Annotated in this window: 21 protein-coding genes; 10 read left to right on the top strand and 11 right to left on the bottom strand. The window is 64.5% G+C overall.

Annotated elements, in window-relative coordinates; genetic code table 11:
• The first annotated feature begins 78 nt into the window (after window positions 1-78).
• The gene (locus GGQ90_RS07255; protein WP_188081508.1) at window positions 79-759 is read left to right on the top strand and encodes an HPP family protein; all 681 of its coding nucleotides are present in this window, start codon (window positions 79-81) and stop codon (window positions 757-759) included.
• A 6-nt stretch (window positions 760-765) separates the two neighbouring features.
• Here the strand turns inward: GGQ90_RS07255 and GGQ90_RS07250 are convergent, their stop codons facing one another.
• The 4 genes from GGQ90_RS07250 to GGQ90_RS07235 all read right to left on the bottom strand — a co-directional run bounded on the left by GGQ90_RS07250 (window position 766) and on the right by GGQ90_RS07235 (window position 2,839).
• The gene (locus tag GGQ90_RS07250) at window positions 766-1,278 is read right to left on the bottom strand and encodes a DUF3617 domain-containing protein (RefSeq protein WP_188081507.1); all 513 of its coding nucleotides are present in this window, start codon (window positions 1,276-1,278) and stop codon (window positions 766-768) included.
• 73 nt (window positions 1,279-1,351) lie between these two features.
• The gene (locus GGQ90_RS07245; protein WP_188081506.1) at window positions 1,352-1,858 is read right to left on the bottom strand and encodes a DUF3617 domain-containing protein; all 507 of its coding nucleotides are present in this window, start codon (window positions 1,856-1,858) and stop codon (window positions 1,352-1,354) included.
• An 80-nt stretch (window positions 1,859-1,938) separates the two neighbouring features.
• The gene (locus GGQ90_RS07240; protein WP_188081505.1) at window positions 1,939-2,232 is read right to left on the bottom strand and encodes an HNH endonuclease; all 294 of its coding nucleotides are present in this window, start codon (window positions 2,230-2,232) and stop codon (window positions 1,939-1,941) included.
• Between the two features lie 40 nt (window positions 2,233-2,272).
• Window positions 2,273-2,839 carry a DUF3617 domain-containing protein gene (locus GGQ90_RS07235; protein ID WP_188081504.1) on the bottom strand — a complete coding sequence of 189 codons (567 nt, stop codon included), beginning with the start codon at window positions 2,837-2,839 and terminating at the stop codon, window positions 2,273-2,275.
• Window positions 2,840-3,041: 202 nt separating this feature from the next.
• Between GGQ90_RS07235 and GGQ90_RS29260 the strand changes: the two genes are divergently transcribed.
• Genes GGQ90_RS29260 through GGQ90_RS07215 form a run of 5 tightly spaced genes read left to right on the top strand, consistent with a single transcriptional unit; the run spans window position 3,042 to window position 7,131 of the window.
• Window positions 3,042-3,404, top strand: coding sequence for a hypothetical protein (locus GGQ90_RS29260; protein ID WP_246428161.1), 363 nt, complete (start codon window positions 3,042-3,044; stop codon window positions 3,402-3,404).
• Entirely contained in the window at window positions 3,350-4,054 is a 705-nt protein-coding gene (locus GGQ90_RS07230; RefSeq protein ID WP_246428160.1) for a LysM peptidoglycan-binding domain-containing protein, read from the top strand. The genes GGQ90_RS29260 and GGQ90_RS07230 overlap by 55 nt, the downstream gene beginning before the upstream one ends.
• Complete coding sequence (locus GGQ90_RS07225) at window positions 4,044-4,469, top strand: hypothetical protein (RefSeq protein ID WP_188081503.1); 426 nt, start codon at window positions 4,044-4,046, stop codon at window positions 4,467-4,469. The genes GGQ90_RS07230 and GGQ90_RS07225 overlap by 11 nt, the downstream gene beginning before the upstream one ends.
• A 50-nt stretch (window positions 4,470-4,519) precedes the next feature.
• Window positions 4,520-6,703, top strand: a complete 2,184-nt coding sequence (gene uvrB / locus GGQ90_RS07220) for an excinuclease ABC subunit UvrB (RefSeq protein ID WP_188081502.1) — start codon at window positions 4,520-4,522, stop codon at window positions 6,701-6,703.
• Window positions 6,700-7,131 (top strand): hypothetical protein, encoded by a 432-nt coding sequence (locus tag GGQ90_RS07215; protein WP_188081501.1) that lies wholly within the window; start codon window positions 6,700-6,702, stop codon window positions 7,129-7,131. Before uvrB ends, GGQ90_RS07215 begins: the two co-directional genes overlap by 4 nt.
• Before the next feature lie 7 nt (window positions 7,132-7,138).
• Here the strand turns inward: GGQ90_RS07215 and GGQ90_RS07210 are convergent, their stop codons facing one another.
• From GGQ90_RS07210 to pip, 3 genes are all read right to left on the bottom strand, one after another.
• Window positions 7,139-7,453: a hypothetical protein gene (locus GGQ90_RS07210; RefSeq protein ID WP_188081616.1), complete on the bottom strand. Its 315-nt coding sequence runs from the start codon at window positions 7,451-7,453 to the stop codon at window positions 7,139-7,141.
• 85 nt (window positions 7,454-7,538) lie between these two features.
• The gene (locus GGQ90_RS07205) at window positions 7,539-7,952 is read right to left on the bottom strand and encodes an SPFH domain-containing protein (RefSeq protein WP_188081500.1); all 414 of its coding nucleotides are present in this window, start codon (window positions 7,950-7,952) and stop codon (window positions 7,539-7,541) included.
• A 57-nt stretch (window positions 7,953-8,009) separates the two neighbouring features.
• Complete coding sequence (gene pip, locus GGQ90_RS07200; RefSeq protein WP_188081499.1) at window positions 8,010-8,951, bottom strand: prolyl aminopeptidase; 942 nt, start codon at window positions 8,949-8,951, stop codon at window positions 8,010-8,012.
• Between the two features lie 59 nt (window positions 8,952-9,010).
• Between pip and GGQ90_RS07195 the strand changes: the two genes are divergently transcribed.
• Window positions 9,011-10,138, top strand: a complete 1,128-nt coding sequence (locus tag GGQ90_RS07195) for a nucleoside hydrolase (RefSeq protein ID WP_246428159.1) — start codon at window positions 9,011-9,013, stop codon at window positions 10,136-10,138.
• A gap of 3 nt (window positions 10,139-10,141) precedes the next feature.
• On the opposite strand, the gene GGQ90_RS07190 is transcribed toward GGQ90_RS07195, so the two are convergent.
• From GGQ90_RS07190 to GGQ90_RS07180, 3 genes are all read right to left on the bottom strand, one after another.
• The gene (locus tag GGQ90_RS07190; protein ID WP_188081497.1) at window positions 10,142-10,552 is read right to left on the bottom strand and encodes a Rap1a/Tai family immunity protein; all 411 of its coding nucleotides are present in this window, start codon (window positions 10,550-10,552) and stop codon (window positions 10,142-10,144) included.
• A gap of 16 nt (window positions 10,553-10,568) precedes the next feature.
• The gene (locus GGQ90_RS07185) at window positions 10,569-11,243 is read right to left on the bottom strand and encodes a hypothetical protein (RefSeq protein WP_188081496.1); all 675 of its coding nucleotides are present in this window, start codon (window positions 11,241-11,243) and stop codon (window positions 10,569-10,571) included.
• Window positions 11,244-11,347: 104 nt separating this feature from the next.
• Window positions 11,348-11,614 carry a hypothetical protein gene (locus GGQ90_RS07180; RefSeq protein WP_010336512.1) on the bottom strand — a complete coding sequence of 89 codons (267 nt, stop codon included), beginning with the start codon at window positions 11,612-11,614 and terminating at the stop codon, window positions 11,348-11,350.
• 255 nt (window positions 11,615-11,869) lie between these two features.
• Between GGQ90_RS07180 and GGQ90_RS07175 the strand changes: the two genes are divergently transcribed.
• Window positions 11,870-12,625: a class I SAM-dependent methyltransferase gene (locus tag GGQ90_RS07175; protein ID WP_188081495.1), complete on the top strand. Its 756-nt coding sequence runs from the start codon at window positions 11,870-11,872 to the stop codon at window positions 12,623-12,625.
• Between the two features lie 28 nt (window positions 12,626-12,653).
• Window positions 12,654-13,361, top strand: a complete 708-nt coding sequence (locus tag GGQ90_RS07170; protein ID WP_188081494.1) for a 2OG-Fe(II) oxygenase — start codon at window positions 12,654-12,656, stop codon at window positions 13,359-13,361.
• A 203-nt stretch (window positions 13,362-13,564) separates the two neighbouring features.
• On the opposite strand, the gene GGQ90_RS07165 is transcribed toward GGQ90_RS07170, so the two are convergent.
• A complete protein-coding gene (locus GGQ90_RS07165) occupies window positions 13,565-15,169 on the bottom strand; it encodes a M20/M25/M40 family metallo-hydrolase (RefSeq protein ID WP_188081493.1) in 1,605 nt (534 codons plus the stop codon).
• Window positions 15,170-15,392: 223 nt separating this feature from the next.
• Between GGQ90_RS07165 and GGQ90_RS07160 the strand changes: the two genes are divergently transcribed.
• Window positions 15,393-18,269, top strand: a complete 2,877-nt coding sequence (locus GGQ90_RS07160) for a TonB-dependent receptor (protein ID WP_188081492.1) — start codon at window positions 15,393-15,395, stop codon at window positions 18,267-18,269.
• Window positions 18,270-18,292 lie beyond the last annotated feature (23 nt).

Genomic DNA, 18,292 nt, shown 5'->3' with positions numbered 1-18,292 from the left:
TGTGCCGACCCCAAGAAAATCTGGGGTGGTCTTTCATGCCCTGGCGAGGCAAAGGGCGGCGCCAAAGGGATATTTCAGATGAATCTTTTCGTGCCTCTGTTGGCTGGAGCGCGTCCGGGCGATCGGCTGGTCGCGGGCCTGGGCGCCGCGATCGGCATCAGCCTCACCATATTGGTGTGCAGCCAGTTACCGCTGCATGCCGGCGACCTGCCGATCATCGTCGCGCCGCTGGGTGCGTCGGCGGTGCTGATCTTCGCGGTGCCGGCCAGCCCGCTGGCCCAGCCCTGGTCGGTGGTGGGCGGCAATATCCTGTCCAGCCTGATCGGCGTCGCCGCCTTTCACCTGATCCCCGACATGATGGTCGCGGCCGGCGTGGCGGTGGGCGCGGCGATAATATTGATGAGTCTGCTGCGCTGCCTGCATCCGCCCGGCGGCGCGGCGGCGCTGACGGCCGTGATCGGCAGCCAGGGGATTCATGATGCGGGCTATGCCTTCGCCTTTGCGCCGGTCGGGATCAATTCGATCGCGCTGGTGTCATTGGGCCTGTTCTTCCACCGCCTGTCGGGCCACAGCTATCCGCACCAACCGGCCGCACCACCGATGATCGCCGACAAGATGCGCGCAGAGGCGGGCTTTCATCTGGAGGATATCGACAAGGCGCTGGCCGAACTGCCCGACAATTTCGACATCAGCCGCGCTGACCTCGACCTGCTGCTGTCGCGGGCGGAAATCCACGCCCAGGCCCGCCGGGTAGACTGAGGCCGATCAGCAGTCACCGATGCGGAGAAGCGTCCGTCGGGCAGAGATGACCAGCATATGATTGCTGCCGGTAGGCAGGCTCAACCGCTGGATCATCCGCATGTCGAGTTGCAGGCGGTCTGGCCCGATCATGCCGTCGAACCGGACGGCCGGCGTCACCGCCTTTCCGGCCGACCGCATGATCGGCGCGCAACTGGCAAGGCCCGATACCGCCGGACCGTCGCGATCGAGCCTTTCGACCCGACAGCCTTCGAACCGCTGATTGAGAAAGCGCTCCATCTCATCCTGCTTTCGCAGATAAGGCTCGCCGCAATGTTCCTCGATCCGGTTGAGCTTGGCCAGCAGGTCGCGAAAATCGCCGGGCAGTTCGCCATCGGGCACGCCACGATCATCCATGGTAATGCCGATCGGCACAGTCTCGTCGCGCCAGCGGCCAAGGCGCGGGACATTGTCGGGATCGTCCAGTGCCGGCCTGCATCCTGCCAACAGCAGTGCCGCGCACATCCATCCTAGTCGCATATGTCCCCCAATCCCCGACGGAGGACATAGAAGCGACGGATTACCGGATCGCTAATCCGCCGCGAAAAGCCTGTCAGGCCGGGCAGTCGCCGTCGCGCTTGCCGGACAGGTCGTGGGTGGTGCGCAGCACCGGCTTGCCATCCTGAGTCTTGGTCATGGTGGTGCCGAAGGTCAGCGTATCCTCCGTAAAATTGCCTTCGACCACGATTTCCGATGTGCCGGCACCCGCCTTGCAGGCGAGGGTCGCGATCAGGCGCCCCTTGCGCACCATCTTGTCCTTGTAACTGCAATCGCTGCCTTCCGCCCCGGCCAGCGCGTCGGCATCCGGCGCGCCCGCAGCGTCGACCTTGATGCAGATCTTGTCCTCGTTCACCTGCTTGAGCGCGGCCTGATATTCTTCCGCCGTGACGGTGGGGGTGTTGTAGCCGGTGGTCTTGCGGCTGAGCGTCCATTGCCCGCTCTTCATCACCGCCGGCACGGCGTCCTCCTCCTGCGCGGGCGGCGCAGCCGGCTCGCCACCACAGGCCGCAAGGGTCAGGCTGGTCGCCAACAGGCCGGCCAGCGTCAGAATGTCACGCATATCCTCTCCCCGTTCATTCCATTGCGGCACGCTCTACCGATGCGCGTGCCCGTGCAAGTGGAAATATTGCGCGGGCGAATTCATCGCCGGCGGCGCCCGGTGGACAGGGTCGGCGCATGGAAATCGGCAGGCTTGTCAGCGATCCAGGCGAGGAAGCGGGCGATCGCGGGATGTGCCCGCAATGCCGCCGCATCGGCATAGGCGCGCGCCAGTTCCGCGTTGGACAGGGTGGCGTGGATGGTGCGGTGGCAGATCGGATGGACCGGCGCCATCTGTCGCCCGCCCCGGCTCTTGGGCACGGGATGATGCCATTCGGTCTGCGCGCCGAGCGGGCGGGCGCAGAGCCAGCAGCATTGCCCTTCCCCCTGCCTCACCCGGCCAGGTCGGCGCGATCGGGAAGGAAGATGACAAGCCTCATTGACCCTCCGCACAATCCGGGCCGATCCAGCGGCCCTCCGACCTTGCCTTCATCGCCATCTCGACACCATTGGGCAAGCCGGTCTGGCGCATGTCCATCTGTACCGCATAGCTGTCGGGCGCATAGATGCCCGCCATCGTCATGCTGCTGGTGCCGCCGTCACGTCGACAGGTGACATTGCCCTTCACCGTGCCGCCGCGCACGGCGAAGTCGCTGTAGCGGCAATCCTTGCCGGGATCGCCGGAAAAGGCGCGGCCGTCGGGATGGGCGGCCTGCTCGGGCGTGACGCAATAGCGCAGCGTGTGGTTCATCGCCTGCTGCATCTGCCGGCGCGCCGCAGCGGGCATGGCCTCGCCGCCGCTCATGTCGATCCGCTCCATCACGAAGCGTCCTTCCCACTGGCCGGGCTTGAGCTGCATCTTTTCGAGTTGGGTGGCGGCGGCATCATGGCTCATCGCATCGGTCGCGGCGATCTGTGTCTCCGGGCTGGCGGCCGGCTTGTCGCATCCGGCCAGCGCCGCGAGCGCGCAGGCCAGCAGTCCGTTGGTCAAGGCTTTGGTCATCACCGGCTTCCCCTGGCATATCTTGGCAGAAGCGACCCTTTATCTGGCCCAGACTTAGCAAGCGGTGGCGGGTCTGGATATCGGGATTATTGCGATCCGGGGGTGGCGGGGCGTGGTAAGGTGTTGAGGTGCGCTCCCCTATCATTTGTTCTTGATTTGTTCTTTAAATTATGATAGGCGATCTTTTCATCATGGGGGGGGCGTGTCGATGACCGAGAGGGAGTCCATTCGATCCAAACGCGAAACCGCATTCAGTCTTTATCTCCGCACCGGCCGGCGTATCGGGCCGGATGCGATCGAGGTGAAATTCAACCCCTGGCATGACGAGGAAAATGGCCGCTTCACCTTCCGCGGGCAGGGCCGCTATTTCGGCGCCACGGGTGGCAGCCTTCGTCCCGTCCCGGTGGCACCGGCGTCGCACGGCCATCGTCACCGTTGGCGACAAGGAGAAATGGTGCTCCTGATCGCGATCGCTTTCGCGCCGATCACCCCGCCAATCATTCGCTCTACATGGTCAAACAGGGCGACACGCTCAGCCGTATCGCCGCCCAGCGCCAGGGGCTGACGGCTGCGGACCTCGCCTGGCTGAACAACATGCCGCTCGATCAACCCTTGCAGATCGGACAGCGATTGAAGCTGCCACATCAGGCCTATCTGGATGCAGGGCGGGCAGCCAAGAACAAGTTCGTCGCTCTTGCCCATTATATGGATACGCATGGCGGGGACTTGCCGCCCGATCCGGCTGATCCGCCGTCGCTGGAAAGCCAGCTACTGAACTCCGACTGGAAGCGGGAAGTGAGAAATGGCTATGCGTTCGATATCGATGTCATCGCTCGCCCAAGAGACATCAATGCCGAACTCACGGATGGGTCGATCGCCAAACGCTCCCGGCAGGCACAGGCTCAAGCAGGTCAGCCGGATCGTCGCCCCAGTGACGATGGTGGTCATTTCATTGCTGCCCGTTTCAACGGTCCCGGCGACAGCTTCAACCATTTCGCCCAGGATCGGAATTTCAATCGGGGTGCCTACCGCACTATGGAAGACGGGTGGACGCGGGCACTACGCAACGGAAAGAAGGTCTTTGTCCATATCGTTCCCTTCTATGAGGGAGCGTCAAAACGGCCCTATCGAATCCATGTCACTTGGCGCATCAACGGCGTCGACGAATCCCGGGATTTCTCGAACGAAAGAAAAGGCCGGCCTCATGAGCGATAAACTCGATACCCTGGGACCGCTCATGAACGAGATCGGTCAAGAATTGGCCAGCTTGGTCGGAGGCGATCCAAATGGCGTGTTTCTGTATGTGGAAATCGGAGACGGTTGGGTAAGCCCCAGCGTTTTCAAGGATGAAGGCGACGTCGTTCGTTATTATAATCCGCGCGACACAAATCTCAGCGATATGCTTTGGGAAGCCTGGTATCTGGAACCCGACGGCCCCAACATGCGCTGGTCGGTGTTGGAATATATGATCACTGGGAAGAAATTTCATGTCAGCTTTCGATATCCTGAAGAGGTGGATGTCGAAGTTATCGATAGCGCGCGCCGCGAGCTGGCTTTGCGCACGCGGTTCGGTGACAAGCCGGTCGTCTATCCGCCGCCGCCCAGGAGCGCGTTCGAATTGCAGCCCTGACTTGCCAGGGCGCGGATTGCACCCTTGCCCAAAGGCCCCATATTACGCCCATGTCGATCCAGATCCGCACCAGCCTTGAAGAACCCGAAACCGGCCAGGACTTCGTGCCGCACCGGCCCGCGCGCCCGGAGAAGAGCGAGGGTGGACGCCCCTTCACCCTGGTCAGCGACTATGAACCGTCGGGCGACCAGCGCACCGCGATCCCCGAACTGGTCGAACAGGCGCGAGCGGGCGAGCGCGACCAGGTTCTGCTGGGCGTCACGGGTTCCGGCAAGACCTTCACCATGGCCAAGGTGATCGAGGCGATGCAGCGTCCGGCGCTGATCCTGGCGCCCAACAAGATTCTCGCGGCGCAGCTCTATGGCGAGTTCAAGAGCTTCTTCCCCGACAATGCGGTCGAATATTTCGTCAGCTATTACGACTATTACCAGCCCGAAGCCTATGTCGCGCGGTCGGACACCTATATCGAGAAGGAAAGCTCGGTAAACGAGAGCATCGACCGGATGCGGCATTCGGCCACCCGCGCGCTGCTGGAGCGGGACGATGTGATCATCGTGGCGTCCGTCTCCTGCCTCTATGGCATCGGGTCGGTCGAAACCTATTCGGCGATGACCTTCTCCATGAAGAAGGGCGGGATCGAGGACCAGCGCGAGATCATCCGCAAGCTGGTGGCGCTCCAGTATAAGCGCAACGATGCCGGTTTCGCGCGCGGCAATTTCCGCGTGAAGGGCGACAATCTGGAAATCTTCCCGTCCCATTATGAGGATACGGCCTGGCGGATCAGCTTCTTCGGCGACGAGATCGAAGAGATTGTCGAATTCGATCCGCTATCCGGCAGGAAGGTCGCCAGCCTTGATTACGTGAAGGTCTTTCCCAACAGCCACCATGTGACGCCCGGCCCGACCTTGAAGCAGGCGATGGAGGCGATACGGTTCGAGCTGACCGAACGGCTGAAGGAACTGGAGGCCGAGGGCAAGCTGCTGGAGGCGCAGCGGCTGGAGCAGCGCACCAATTTCGACCTGGAGATGATCGCGGCGACCGGAAGCTGCGCGGGGATCGAGAATTACAGCCGCTTCCTGACCGGTCGCCTGCCCGGCGAGCCGCCGCCGACTTTGTTTGAATATCTGCCCGAAAATGCGATGCTGTTCGTGGACGAAAGCCACCAGACCGTGCCGCAGATCGGCGCAATGGCGCGCGGCGACCATCGGCGCAAGATTACTCTGGCCGAATATGGTTTCCGCCTGCCCAGTTGCATCGACAATCGCCCGCTGCGCTTCAACGAATGGGACGCGATGCGGCCGCAGACGGTCAGCGTCTCCGCCACGCCCGGCCCGTGGGAGATGGAGCAGACCGGCGGCGTGTTCAGCGAACAGGTCATCCGCCCTACCGGCCTCATCGACCCGCCGGTCGAGATCAAGCCGGTCGAGGACCAGGTCGACGACCTGATCAACGAATGCCGCAAGGTCGCGGCGCAGGGATACCGCACGCTCGTTACCACCCTGACCAAGCGGATGGCCGAAGACCTGACCGAGTTCATGCATGAGGCGGGGATCAAGGTCCGCTACATGCACAGCGATGTCGAGACGCTGGAGCGTATCGAGCTGATCCGCGACCTGCGGCTCGGCGTCTATGACGTGCTGATCGGCATCAACCTGCTGCGCGAGGGGCTCGACATTCCCGAATGCGGACTGGTGGCGATATTGGACGCGGACAAGGAAGGCTTCCTGCGCAGCGAAACGTCGCTGATCCAGACGATCGGCCGCGCCGCGCGTAATGTGGAGGGGCGTGTCATCCTCTATGCCGACCGGATTACCGGATCGATGGAGCGAGCGCTCAACGAAACGTCGCGCCGGCGCGAGAAGCAGGAGGCGTACAACCTCGAACACGGCATCACGCCGACCACGATCAAGCGCAATATCGGCGATATCATCGCCCATGTGGCATCCAAGGATCAGGTCACGGTCGAGACGGGCCTGGAGGACCGCCCGCACCTCGTCGGCCATAATCTGCGCGCCTATATCGAGGATCTGGAGAAGAAGATGCGCGCGGCGGCGGCGGACCTGGAGTTCGAGGAAGCCGGCCGCATCCGCGACGAGATCCGCAAGCTGGAAGCGGAGGAACTGGGCCTGCCGGCGGACCAGCAGGTGGCCGCGCCACGCGGCCGCGCGACCGAGGGCAAGCCGGGGACGCGCAAGGGTCGCTTCGGGAAGACGACGCGGAAGTTCGGGCGGTGATACGCCGCCGCCTGCTCCTGATCGGTGCAGCGCTGGTCATCGGCCTCGTCATCATGCTGGCCGAAAATGTGGCAGCCGATATCGTCGTCGGACGGACGCCCTTCACGAACGGACGCCTGGGCTTCATCGATGCGCCCGATGGCGTCGTATTTCATTTCGCCATCGCGGCGCTGCCCATGCTGGCACTCGCGCTGATCGGCAGTTCCCGGCGATGGCTCTGGGCGGTGGCGATCGGCATGACCACGCTGTTCGCGACCTTTGCCGTCTGGCAGTTGAGGCAAGATTATCTCGCCGACTTTGCAGGCGGCGCGAATATCGGCCTCGGCATCATCATGATGGCATCGCCCTGGATCACGCTGATCGTGATGGGCGTCATGGCATTGCTCGTGCGAATCATCGGCGCCCGATCAGGACCGGACGCCGTTTAGACAGGAATCAATGCGTCCGGCTGGTCACCTTGGCGGTGCCGTCGGGCAGCACCTCGATCAGATGGGCGGTTTCGTTGTTGCACTGGGCCTTCCAGCCCTTGACGCCCGGCCGGATTTCGGCGCGTTCCGAGCCAGTGACCGAGGGGCAGGCAACGCCCGATGCCTTGATCGCCTTTTCCAGCACGCCGTTGCGCAGATCGGGGTCGAGCTTGGCGACTTCGGCCGCCGCGCCGGTTTCGGGCATGGCCCGGTTCTCGACCGCCGCCCCCTCATCGCCGCCGCCGCAGGAGGCGAGAAACAGCGCCGTCGCCAGAAGCATCATAGTCCGCACGTCTTTTCCTCCATCAACTTCATCACGCCGTTCGAGACGTCAGCCTCTCAACAAAGGCGCAGCAGCAAAATATCCGTCAATTGCCCTGACCGGGCGCACGCTGCGTGAGTCGGCTGCTTTCCAGCAGCGGCAATCCCCCCTCGGTCGGCACATAGATGAGACTGGCATCCTTGTTGTCGATCGCCTGGATCTGCAGATAGCGCAGATAGCCGTCCGGCCCGCCCAGACTGTCCTGCAGGATGCGATTGGCCCGCGCCGCGCCTTCGGCCCGGACGACTTCGGCGTCGGCCAGCATCTTGGCGCTTTCCAGCTTCGCCCGCGCTTCCAGCACGGCGATCTGGCGCGAGGACTGCGCTTCGGCCAGCGCGGCGCGCCCTGCCTGTTCCTTGCTGTAGACATTATAGGTGGGACAGCCCCACAACACGCCCGACAATGTCAGGGCGAAGAGAAGCACGATCCCCAGCATACCGGTCGCAGACAGTCGCATCATTTCCCCCTGCTCATTTGTCCGAAGCTTTTTCACCAGGGGCGAAAACAGCTTCATGGCTCAGTCCACAAACCCGTCGGTCGCGCGGATCAGCGCGTCCAATATGCCCGGTTCGTTGAAGGCATGACCGGCGCCCTCGATCATTTCGAAGCGCGCCTGCGGCCAGGCGCGGTGCAGCGCCCAGGCGGTTTCGGCCGGGCAGGCCATGTCGTAGCGGCCCTGGACGATGACGCCGGGAATATCGGCCAGCTTGCCTGCCTCGCGGATCAACTGGCCATCTTCCAGCCAGCCACGATGGACGAAATAATGATTTTCGATCCGGGCGAAGGCGAGCGCGAAATCATCGCCCTCATGGGTGGCGGACAGCGCGTCGTCGGGCAGCAGGCGGATGGTCTCGCCTTCCCAGACGCTCCAGGCCTTGGCGGCGGCGACCTGCGCGGCGCGATCGTCACCGGTCAGGATACGGCGATAGGCGCCGACCATGTCGCCGCGCTCGCCTTCCGCAATCGGGGCGACAAAGCGTTCCCACTTGTCGGGATAGATGCGGCTGGCGCCCTGTTGATAATACCAGTCGATCTCTGACTGGCGGATGGTGAAGATGCCGCGCAGCACCAGCTGCGTGACGCGCGCGACATGCGCCTGCGCATAGGCCAGCGCCAGCGTCGAACCCCAGCTGCCGCCGAAGACCAGCCACTGGTCGACGCCCATCATCTCGCGCAAGCGCTCGATATCGGCGACCAGATGCCAGGTGGTGTTGGCGTCGAGATTGGCGTGCGGGGTCGATCGGCCACAGCCGCGCTGGTCGAACAGGAGTACGTCATAGCGGGCGGGATCGAACAGGCGGCGATGATCGGGCGAGATGCCGCCGCCCGGCCCGCCATGCAGGAAGACCGCGGGCTTGGCGCCGGGCGTGCCGGACCGTTCCCAATAGAGGCTGTGGCCATCGCCTACGTCAAGATGACCAGTGGCGTAGGGTTCAATCGGCGGATAGAGGCTGCGCATGACACCGTCCTAACAGGCGGCGGGACGAAGCGAAATGGGGGTTTGACGCAATGCGGACGATGAAGATCATGCTGGGCGCACTGGCGCTGATGCTGGGCGTGCAGGGGGCGAATGCCAAGCCCGCCGCGCCGGCAAGCCCCAGGCGGCTGGTGATCGTCGACGACGACATGATCGGCCTCAACGGCGTGCCCCTGCTGTTGCTGCAGAGCCCGGATGTCGAGGTGCTGGGTATCACCACCACCAGCGGATCGGTGTGGCGCGACACCGCGACCGCCTATGCGCTGCGCACGCTGGAGATATTGGGCCGGACCGACGTGCCGGTGGTGCCCGGCGCGACCTTCCCGCTGCTAAACAGCGCCGAGGCGACCAAGCGCTGGGAAGGCCAATATGGCCGGCTGGTGTTCAAGGGGCCATGGACCGATTACTGGCCGGGCGACACGATCCAGGAACATCCCGGATCGACCGATCCGACCAAGGTGCCCGACCTGCCAATCGGCAACCCGAAGACGAAGCCCAGCGCCGAGATTGCCGCCGCATTCCTGGTGCGGATGGTGAAGGCGCATCCGGGCGAGATCACCCTGTTCGCGACCGGGCCGATGACCAATATCGCGATCGCCCAGAGCCTGGACCCCAGCTTTGCCGCCAATGTGAAGGAAATCCTCTATATGGGCGGCAGCCTGGCGCCGCATCAGGTACTGGAAGGGCCGTCGGCCGAGCAGTTTGCCCGCGAATTCGTCAACTCGCCGCGCCGCGAGTTCAACATCCGCTGGGACCCCGAAGCGGCGAAGATCTTTGCCCATGCGCCGTGGAAGAAGATCAGCATGATCCCGGTCGATCCGTCCACCGGCACGCAATGGACCCGCGCCTTCCTCGACGGGCTGAAGCCCGCCCATACCCCGTTGACCGATCTGTTCCAGACCGGGCTGGAGCCGGGCTATCCGATGTGGGACGAGATCGTCGCCATGGCCTGGCTCAATCCGGAGATCGTGACGAAGGACGAGACTTTGTGGGTCGATTTCGAGACCAGCCAGACGGCGGCTTATGGCGACACGCTGTCCTGGACGGAATCCTATCGCCCGCATCTGGGCGAGCAGGCGCAGCGCGTGATCCTGTCGGTCGACCGGGCGAAGATGGAGGCGGCGATGGCGCGCCTCTATATGCGCCCCGTCGGCAAGGCCGCGAAATAGGCGCTATTTCCGCTTCTTCTTCGTGCCGGGCCTGATGCTGGGCTTGGCCGTTGCCTTGGGGCAGGGCCAGGCCTGGCGCGTGGCGGTGAAGACCAGGGCGGAGGCGGACTGGGCGCGCTTGTCGGGATTGGCGCGCAGATAGTCGACGGTGGCGCCCTTCAACTGGTTGAGCGTCACATCGGCGGGGATGCAGCTTTTGAGACCGTTCACCTCGCGCGTGGTGTTGAACGCATCGACTGCGCCGGCGACATAGCCGACGCATTCATAGCTTTTCTCGAAGAACGCCTTGTCGTTGCGGTCGGCGGTGCAGCTTTGCAGCAGCGCCTCGCCCGAATAGAAGCCGGCCTGAGCGCTGCCCGGCGACAGGCCCGCCGCCGCGACCAGTATCAGGCCGCTTGCCCTCCGGATCATCATGCGCGTGCCTCCCGCCTTATGAGGATGCGTCCGCCTTCCGATAAGACTGGACATGCAGGGGAGGGAAAACCGCTTCAAGCGACTTTGTGTCCGGCAGCACATAGACATAGCCGCCCTTTTTCAGAAATTGCGGGCGCAGGCCGCGATTATAGAAGGCGATCGGCACGTTGATGCAGCCAAAGGTGATGCGATTATCGTCGATCGTCGGCGACAGCATGCGCTCGCGTCGCTTTTCCTTGGGATTGCCCTTGGGGATGGTGTGCATCGCGACCGAGGTCGCATAATCGACCCACAGCACGCGTTGCTTGCCCGCCGCGAGGCCGAATTTGGCGAGGAAGCGGCCGGCCGGCGTGGTCTTTTCCGCCGGGCCGATCTCCGCCAGGCTCTTCTTGCCCACGCCAGGCGTGGCGTCGTCTCCGGGCGCGATGCCGATCAGCACCGGCGCATCGGCCAGCGCCTTGCCCTTGGCATCGAACAGGAAGACATGGGCCGCCTGCTTGTCGACGATGGCATAGGGCAGACCGTGATTGTCGCCGGTCGCGGCGATCCAGTCGATGACCCGGCGCGCATCGGGCGATCGCGGGGGTTCAGGCGCGGACTTTTCAGCCGCAGGCGCTTCGGGCGCGGCCGCCAGCGCGGGGGAGGCACCGTACAGCGCCAGCATCGCCAGCGCCCATGGGAATTTGTGCATGGAGGAGCATATCCGGGAATGGGGCCGGCGCCCCCAACAAGCGAGGGCGCCGGCACGGGGTCGGGACCAGCCCGACCGGATCAGTTACGTGATCAGTTGCGCGATCAATTTCTGGCGCGCTTGGTCTTGGCTTCGCGCATCTGCTGCTCGACACCGTCTACGCGGGCGTTCAGCTGATCGAGGCGCTGGCCGTTATTCTGGGCCTGACCGGCGGCCGACTGGGCCTGGGCCAGAGCCTGCTGCGCCGTGCCGTCGGTGGTCTGCAGCTTGGCGTCGAGCGCATCGACGCGCTGGTTCACGGTCGCCACCTGTTCGCGCACGAAGGATTTCGTGGCACAGCCACCCAGCCCCAGCGAGCCCACCAATACCATGGCAATGGGGGCTAATTTCATCGGGTGCGACATCATTTTCTCCTTATCATCTGCCCCCGATCCGTCCCAAGCCGAGCCCGTTAACCATGACAATATGATTGGGCCTGAACGTGCATGCGCAGAGCCGAGTGGACGCGGTGCGCCTGCCCCGCCCTTCGACCAACGACCGGAATCGATCGACCGGCATCGACGCGGATCGTTGAACGGGCGCGCGATCGGGCGCATGCTGGCCCGCCTTCCATGAGGGGAAAATCCATGCGCCTGATGCTTGCCCTGGCCCTGAGCGGCCTTGCCCTGTCCATGCCGATCGCCGCCCTTGCCAAAACGGATCTTGCCGCCGCCGTGGCTGCCCCAAAGCGTCCGGCCGACGCGCGTGCGCTGGACGAAAGCCGCAAGCCGGCCGAGACGCTGGCCTTCCTGGGCCTCAAGCCCGGCATGCAGGCGGCCGACATCATGACCGGATCGGGCTATTGGGCGGAGATCATGGCTGATGCGGTCGGCCCCAAGGGCAAGGTGACCGGGTTCGAGCCCAGCCAATTCTACGCCAGCGAGGAAGAGAAGCCCAAATGGGCGGCACTGGTCGCGCGCCGGCCGGAGGTCGACTGGGTGCGCTATCCGTTCGAAGCCTTTGCCGCGGCGGCCGACAGTTTCGACTTCACCATCATCAATCTGAGCTACCATGATCTCTACTGGCAGTCGGACAAGTTCGGCATTCCGCGCACCGACCCCGATGCCTTCGTGAAGACGCTCTATGCTGCGACGAAACCGGGCGGGATCGTCGGCATCATCGACCATGCCGGTCCGGCCGGCGACACCCGCGCGGTGGTGGACAAGCTGCACCGGATCGATCCGGCGGTGGTGAAGGCCGACTTCCTGCGCGCCGGATTCGTGCTGGAGGCGCAGAGTCCACTGCTCGCCAATCCGGCAGACGATCATAGCAAGCTGGTGTTCGATCCCGCCATTCGCGGCAAGACCGACCGCTTCCTCTATCGTTTCCGCAAGCCGAAATGATCCGCCGGATTTGAGCGCAAGGCGCGGGATGACGCCGCGCCGCGCGCCGCCCATGCTGCACGCCATGGACCTCACCGACCTTGACCGGCATGGCGCCGCGCGCCTGCCTGCCCTGCTTTCCCCGGACCAGTGCGACGCGATCGTCGCGCTATGGGATCAGCCCCATGCCTTCCGCAAGGAGGTGGTGATGGCGCGCCATGGCTATGGCCGGGGGCGCTATCGCTATTTCACTTACCCGCTGCCCGAGCCGGTCGCCGCATTGCGCGCGATGCTCTATCCGCCGCTGGCGCAGGTCGCCAATCGCTGGGCGGCGATGCTGCGGAGCGATGCGCTCTACCCCGCCCGTCACGCCGATTTCCTGAACCAGTGCGCGCTCGGCGGCCAGGACAAGGCGACGCCCTTGCTACTGCGCTATGAGGCGGGCGACTGGAATGCGCTGCATCAGGATGTCTATGGCGCGACCATCTTTCCGTTGCAGGCGGCGATCCTGCTGTCGGAGCCGGAAGCGGACTTCACCGGCGGCGCCTTCATCCTGACCGAACAGCGCCCGCGCATGCAGTCGCGGCCCGAAATGGTGCCGCTGCGCAAGGGCGATGCCGTGGTCTTCCCGGTGCGCGAGCGGCCGGTGATGGGCACGCGCGGCGTCCACCGAGTGCAGATGCGCCATGGCGTCAGCCGGCTCCTGTCCGGCATGCGCCATACGCTGGGCATCATCTTCCACGACGCCCAGAGCTAGGGCCAATCGACATTCAGCCCTGACGGCCTGCAAATGGCGGTTCTCCGCGCTTCCGGTGCTCACGTACTTTAAGTACGCTGCGTTGAAACGAGGCACGTGACTCGTTTCAAGGGTCACGGAAAACCACCATTTTCGTCACGTCATCATCTGAATGTCGATCGCCCCTAAGCGAGGCGGCGACACCGCCGCCCCGCCCTTTTCAATCAATCCAGCGACGGATCCTCATATTTGAACGGATCGCTGACCGCCGGCTGGGTCGGCAGCGGCATGCGTGGCAGCGTCTTGTCGCTGTTCGCCGCCTGCAGCAGCAGGCCGGCGAGGACGACCGCGCCCTGGCGCATATCCTCCGCCTTCAGATGATCGAAGGTGTCGATGCCGCTGTGATGGACCCGGCTTTCATAGTCGAGCGGATCCTGGATGAACTGGTAGCCCGGCACGCCGATCGCCTGCATATATTCATGGTCGGTGCCGTCGGTCGGCTGCGACACGACATTGCCGGCGCCCATGCTGGCAAAGGGGCTCAGCCATTCGCGCAACAGCGAGACGGCCGCGACATTGCGTTCGGCATAGAGGCCGCGCAGCTTGCCCGAGCCATTGTCGATGTTGAAATAGGCTTTCAGGTCCGCATAGCCGGGCTTGGGCGTGATCGGGAAACGGGTCTTGTAGCGGAAATACATTTCCTCCCGCCCCTGTTCCTCCTTCGGCCCCGGTGCGCGGGTGGCGAGATATTCGTCGACATAGGCCATGGAGCCGAACAGCCCCTGTTCCTCGCCCGACCATAGCGCGAAGCGGATCGTTCGCTTCGGTTTGATCCCGAGTGATTTGAGGATGCGTGCAGCCTCCATGATCATAGCGCTGCCCGCGCCATTGTCCGCCGCGCCATCGCCCGCGACCCAGCTGTCGAGATGCGCGCCGGCCATGACATAGCCGGCCTTGGGATCGCTGCCGGGGATATCGGCCAGGATGTTGTAGGCGTTGACGTCGCTGTCGTCGAAACGGACGTCGCTGTTGATTTCCAGCACAGGCGCCGGGCCGGTCTTGGCGAGGCGAGCGAGACGGCGATAATCTTCCGCCGCGATCTCGACGCCGGGCAGCGCGGCCGTGTCGTTGACGCCGAAATCATAGCCTTCGCCATGCAACAGCTTGCCGTCGCGATAGGATTGACGCGCCCAGCCGACCGCCCCCTCGGCCTTCAGGAAGGCCTCCAGCTTGCGGATGAAGCTGAGGCGCTTCATCAGCCGCTCCAGCGACGCCGGATCATTCTTGGGCTGCTCGAACCTGTCGAGCTTCTCGATATCCTCACCCTTCAGCCGCTGGAAGGCGGCCTCGTTCGGCTCGTCGCCCGTGCCGGGCAGCGACACCAGCACGATCTTGCCGGCGAGCTTGCCGCGCCAGGCGTCGAAATCGCGCTCCTTCTTCATCGGCGCAACGATGATCGGCGCACTCAGCACGCCATTGGTCGGCGGCGTCCAGGCGATGGGGATGGCCGTGAGCTGGATCGGGCGGGGGCTGACCATCTTCACCGAGGAGCCGGCGATCCACCAGCCGCGACCGAAACGGAAGCCCTGCTTGCGGACGTTGCTGAGCCCCCATTGGCGAAACTGGTCTGCGGTCCAGGCCTCGGCCTGCCGCATCTGTGGCGAATTGGTCATGCGCCCGCCAATATCGTCGGTCAGATGCTGGGCGATCTGCATCACCTGGCTGTGGTTCAGCCCTTCATCGATGACGCGGTTGAGATCGTCGGGTTGCTGCGCGGCGACCGGCGCGGCCAGGCACAGCAAGGGCAGCAGGATGATGGAATGGCGCATATAATCCCCCTTCGTCTGGCCGTCAGGCGCGGCCGCGAAAGCCCGTCTATGCCCGACTGACACGGGACCGCAAGTGAGGCCGATCACGCCCGAAACCATATTTGTTGCACCATGTGACGCGCCGTTACACTTTGCGACAAATCTGTCTTGGCCATGCCAGATTTTTGCGACAAGTGCCGGCTAAACGAGATCCTGCCAGGGTCCAGATTAGGGGTAAATTCGCGTGCGCAAGATAACGTCGCTGCTGCTGTTTTCATTGATGCCGGGCGTGGCGCCTGGCGCGCTGATGGCGCAGGAAACCGAACAGAAGGCTCCGCCGGCACAGGGCGACGAGGGCGACGAGATCATCGTCACCGGCGCGGTCCAGCGTGGCGCGGTGCCCGGCGACATCAAACCCGAACAGCAATTGTCGCCCGCCGATGTCCGGGCACTGGGCGTCACGTCGATTTCCGAAATCATCACCGAATTGTCGCCGCAAACCAACGGCACGCCGGTCATCCTGCTGAACGGCAAACGCATTTCCAGCTTCTCGGAAATTTCCGACCTGCCATCCGAAGCGGTGTCGCGGGTCGACATTCTGCCCGAGGAAGTGGCCCTGTCCTATGGCTATGCGCCGACGCAGAAGGTGGTGAACATCGTCCTGCGCCAGCGTTTCCGCGCGACCACTGTCGATCTGCGCGGGGGCACGACGACCGATGGCGGGCGCGAAAATGGCCAGGGCGAAGTGGGCGTTCTGCGCATCCAGGGCGACAATCGGCTGACGCTGAACGTCAAATATAGCCGGGCCGACAATCTGCTGGAGAGCGAGCGCGGCATCAATGCTGCGGCGCCCAGCATGCCCTATTCGCTGGCCGGCAACATCACCGCGATCGACCGCGGGACGGAGATCGACCCGGCCCTGTCGGCGGCCGCCGGCCAGACCGTGACGGTCGCCAGCGTGCCCGGCAGCGCTGCCAATGGCGCCCCCGGCCTCAATGATTTCGTCGCCGGCGCGAACCAGACCAGCGTCAGCAATCTGAGCAAATATCGCACGCTCAGCCCCGCGACCGAGAATTTTTCCGCCAACGCGACGCTGGCGCGCGCGCTGGGCGGCGTATCGGCGACGATCAACGGCCGGCTGGAACTGTCCGACAATGATTCGCTCCAGGGCCTGTCGGCCGCTACCCTCACCCTGCCCGGCGGCAATCCCTTCTCCGCCTTTGGCGACGATGTCCGCCTCTATCGCTATCTGGAACAGGCCGGCGCGCTGGGACAGAAGATCCGCGGCACCACCGGCCATGTCGGCGTCACGCTGAACGGCCGGCTGGGCGGCACCTGGCAATGGTCCTTCACCGGCAATGGCGACATTTCCGACACCCGCACCCGGACCGATCGCGGCGTCGACACGGGCGGCATTCAGGCCGCGCTCGATGCCGGATCGGCCAGCGTCAATCCCTATGGTGCCTTCACCGCCGACCTGCTGCAATCGCGCCTGACCGACCGCGCCCGGTCGCAATCGCGCGCGATCGGCGGCGACATGCTGGTCAGCGGATCGCTGCTGACCCTGCCGGCCGGCAATGTCATGACGTCAGTGCGGGTTGGCGCGTCGGCCAACGGCTTTGAAAGCAATTCGGTGCGGTCGGGCGTCGAACGCGGCCTTGACTATAATCGTGAGATTGCAAGCGGACAGGTCAGCTTCGACATACCGCTGACCAGCCGGTCCAAGGGTTTCCTGGGCGCGATCGGCGATGTCGGCGTCAACATGAACGCCGGCGCGCAGCATCTGTCGGATTTCGGCACGCTGTCGACGCTGGGCTATGGCCTGCGCTGGCGGCCGGTGCCGGCGGTGCAGTTGCTGGTATCCGCCAATCAGGACAAGTCGGCGCCGACCGGCACGCAGATCAACGATCCGGTGATTTCGACGCCCAACGTGTCGGTGTTCGACTATGCCACCGGCCAGACGGTGTTCGTCACGCAATTTTCCGGCGGCAATCCCGACCTGCGGTCCAGCACGCGCGACCAGTTCCGCATCAATGCCCGGATCAAACCGTTCGAGACGCCGAACCTGACGCTGACGGCCACCTATCTCAACAGCCGGACCAGCAACCCCATTTCCGCCTTCCCGACGCCGACCCCGGCGATCGAGGCGGCCTTCCCGCAGCGCTTCATGCGCGACGAGGATGGCCAGTTGCTGAGCATCGACGGGCGACCGATCAACTATCTGCGTTCGCAGAGCGAGCAGTTGCGCTGGGGCTTCGACCTCTCCCTCTCGCTGAAGTCGCATATCCAGAAGGTGATCGAGGCGTGGCGCGCAGCCGGCGCCAAGCCCGAGGATCGGCCCAAGGAATTGCAGGACATGCGTGCAGCCTTCGGCAATCGCGGCCCGCGCGACGGCGCGCAGGGCAATCGCGAGGGCGGTCCCTCACGCGGCGAGGGCAATGACGGCGCGCCCCGCGGCGAAGGCGACAACAACCAGCGCGGCAATGATGGCCCCGGTGGCCAGAATGGCGGTCAAGGTGGCGGCGACAATGCGCAGGGCGGTGGCGATGGTCCGCGCGGACCGGGTGGTCCCGGTGGTCCGGGCGGCGGCTTTGGTGGGCCGGGCGGTTTCCGTGGCCCCGGCGCCGGCCAGGCCGGCGGGCGGCTGACCTTCAGCCTCTATCATACCTGGCACCTGACAGAGAGCATCCTGATCGCGCCGGGCGTGCCCGAACTCAACCTGCTCGACGGCGATGCAGTCGGCTCCTCGGGCGGGCAGCCGCGTCACGAATTGCAGGCCCGTGTCGGCTATGTGAACAATGGCATTGGCGGCCGGCTGGGCGTGAACTGGGAAAGCGGCACCCATGTCGATGGCGCACTGGGCGGCAGTTCGCGGCTGGACTTTGGTAGCCTGGCCACGGCCAATCTGCGGCTGTTCGCCAATTTCGGCCAGATGCCCAGCCTGGTGAAGGCCCATCCCTTCCTGCGCGGTGCGCGCGTGTCGATCGGGATCGACAATATCTTCAACACCCGCCGGGACGTGACCGACGCGACCGGAGCGACGCCGGTCCGCTATCAGCAGGGCTATCTCGATCCGCTCGGCCGGACCGTGTCGGTCAGCTTCCGCAAGCTGTTCTTCTGAAAGATCGGCCGGTCGGGCAATGC

This window comes from Sphingobium scionense (assembly GCF_014197035.1).
GTDB classification, from domain to species: domain Bacteria; phylum Pseudomonadota; class Alphaproteobacteria; order Sphingomonadales; family Sphingomonadaceae; genus Sphingobium; species Sphingobium scionense.
This window is presented reverse-complemented; position numbering and strand designations above follow the sequence as displayed.

Coding starts and splice junctions, on each gene's coding strand:
- GGQ90_RS07255 (WP_188081508.1), top strand. CDS start 79: ATGAATCTTTTCGTGCCTCTGTTGGCTGGAGCGCGTCCGGGCGATCGG.
- GGQ90_RS07235 (WP_188081504.1), bottom strand. CDS start 2,839: ATGACCAAAGCCTTGACCAACGGACTGCTGGCCTGCGCGCTCGCGGCG.
- GGQ90_RS07170 (WP_188081494.1), top strand. CDS start 12,654: ATGACGCCGCGCCGCGCGCCGCCCATGCTGCACGCCATGGACCTCACC.
- GGQ90_RS07175 (WP_188081495.1), top strand. CDS start 11,870: ATGCGCCTGATGCTTGCCCTGGCCCTGAGCGGCCTTGCCCTGTCCATG.
- GGQ90_RS07225 (WP_188081503.1), top strand. CDS start 4,044: ATGAGCGATAAACTCGATACCCTGGGACCGCTCATGAACGAGATCGGT.
- uvrB (WP_188081502.1), top strand. CDS start 4,520: ATGTCGATCCAGATCCGCACCAGCCTTGAAGAACCCGAAACCGGCCAG.
- GGQ90_RS07245 (WP_188081506.1), bottom strand. CDS start 1,858: ATGCGTGACATTCTGACGCTGGCCGGCCTGTTGGCGACCAGCCTGACC.
- GGQ90_RS07195 (WP_246428159.1), top strand. CDS start 9,011: ATGAAGATCATGCTGGGCGCACTGGCGCTGATGCTGGGCGTGCAGGGG.
- GGQ90_RS07230 (WP_246428160.1), top strand. CDS start 3,350: ATGGTCAAACAGGGCGACACGCTCAGCCGTATCGCCGCCCAGCGCCAG.
- GGQ90_RS07180 (WP_010336512.1), bottom strand. CDS start 11,614: ATGGTATTGGTGGGCTCGCTGGGGCTGGGTGGCTGTGCCACGAAATCC.
- GGQ90_RS07185 (WP_188081496.1), bottom strand. CDS start 11,243: ATGCACAAATTCCCATGGGCGCTGGCGATGCTGGCGCTGTACGGTGCC.
- pip (WP_188081499.1), bottom strand. CDS start 8,951: ATGCGCAGCCTCTATCCGCCGATTGAACCCTACGCCACTGGTCATCTT.
- GGQ90_RS07205 (WP_188081500.1), bottom strand. CDS start 7,952: ATGATGCGACTGTCTGCGACCGGTATGCTGGGGATCGTGCTTCTCTTC.
- GGQ90_RS07210 (WP_188081616.1), bottom strand. CDS start 7,453: ATGATGCTTCTGGCGACGGCGCTGTTTCTCGCCTCCTGCGGCGGCGGC.
- GGQ90_RS07190 (WP_188081497.1), bottom strand. CDS start 10,552: ATGATGATCCGGAGGGCAAGCGGCCTGATACTGGTCGCGGCGGCGGGC.
- GGQ90_RS07250 (WP_188081507.1), bottom strand. CDS start 1,278: ATGCGACTAGGATGGATGTGCGCGGCACTGCTGTTGGCAGGATGCAGG.
- GGQ90_RS07165 (WP_188081493.1), bottom strand. CDS start 15,169: ATGCGCCATTCCATCATCCTGCTGCCCTTGCTGTGCCTGGCCGCGCCG.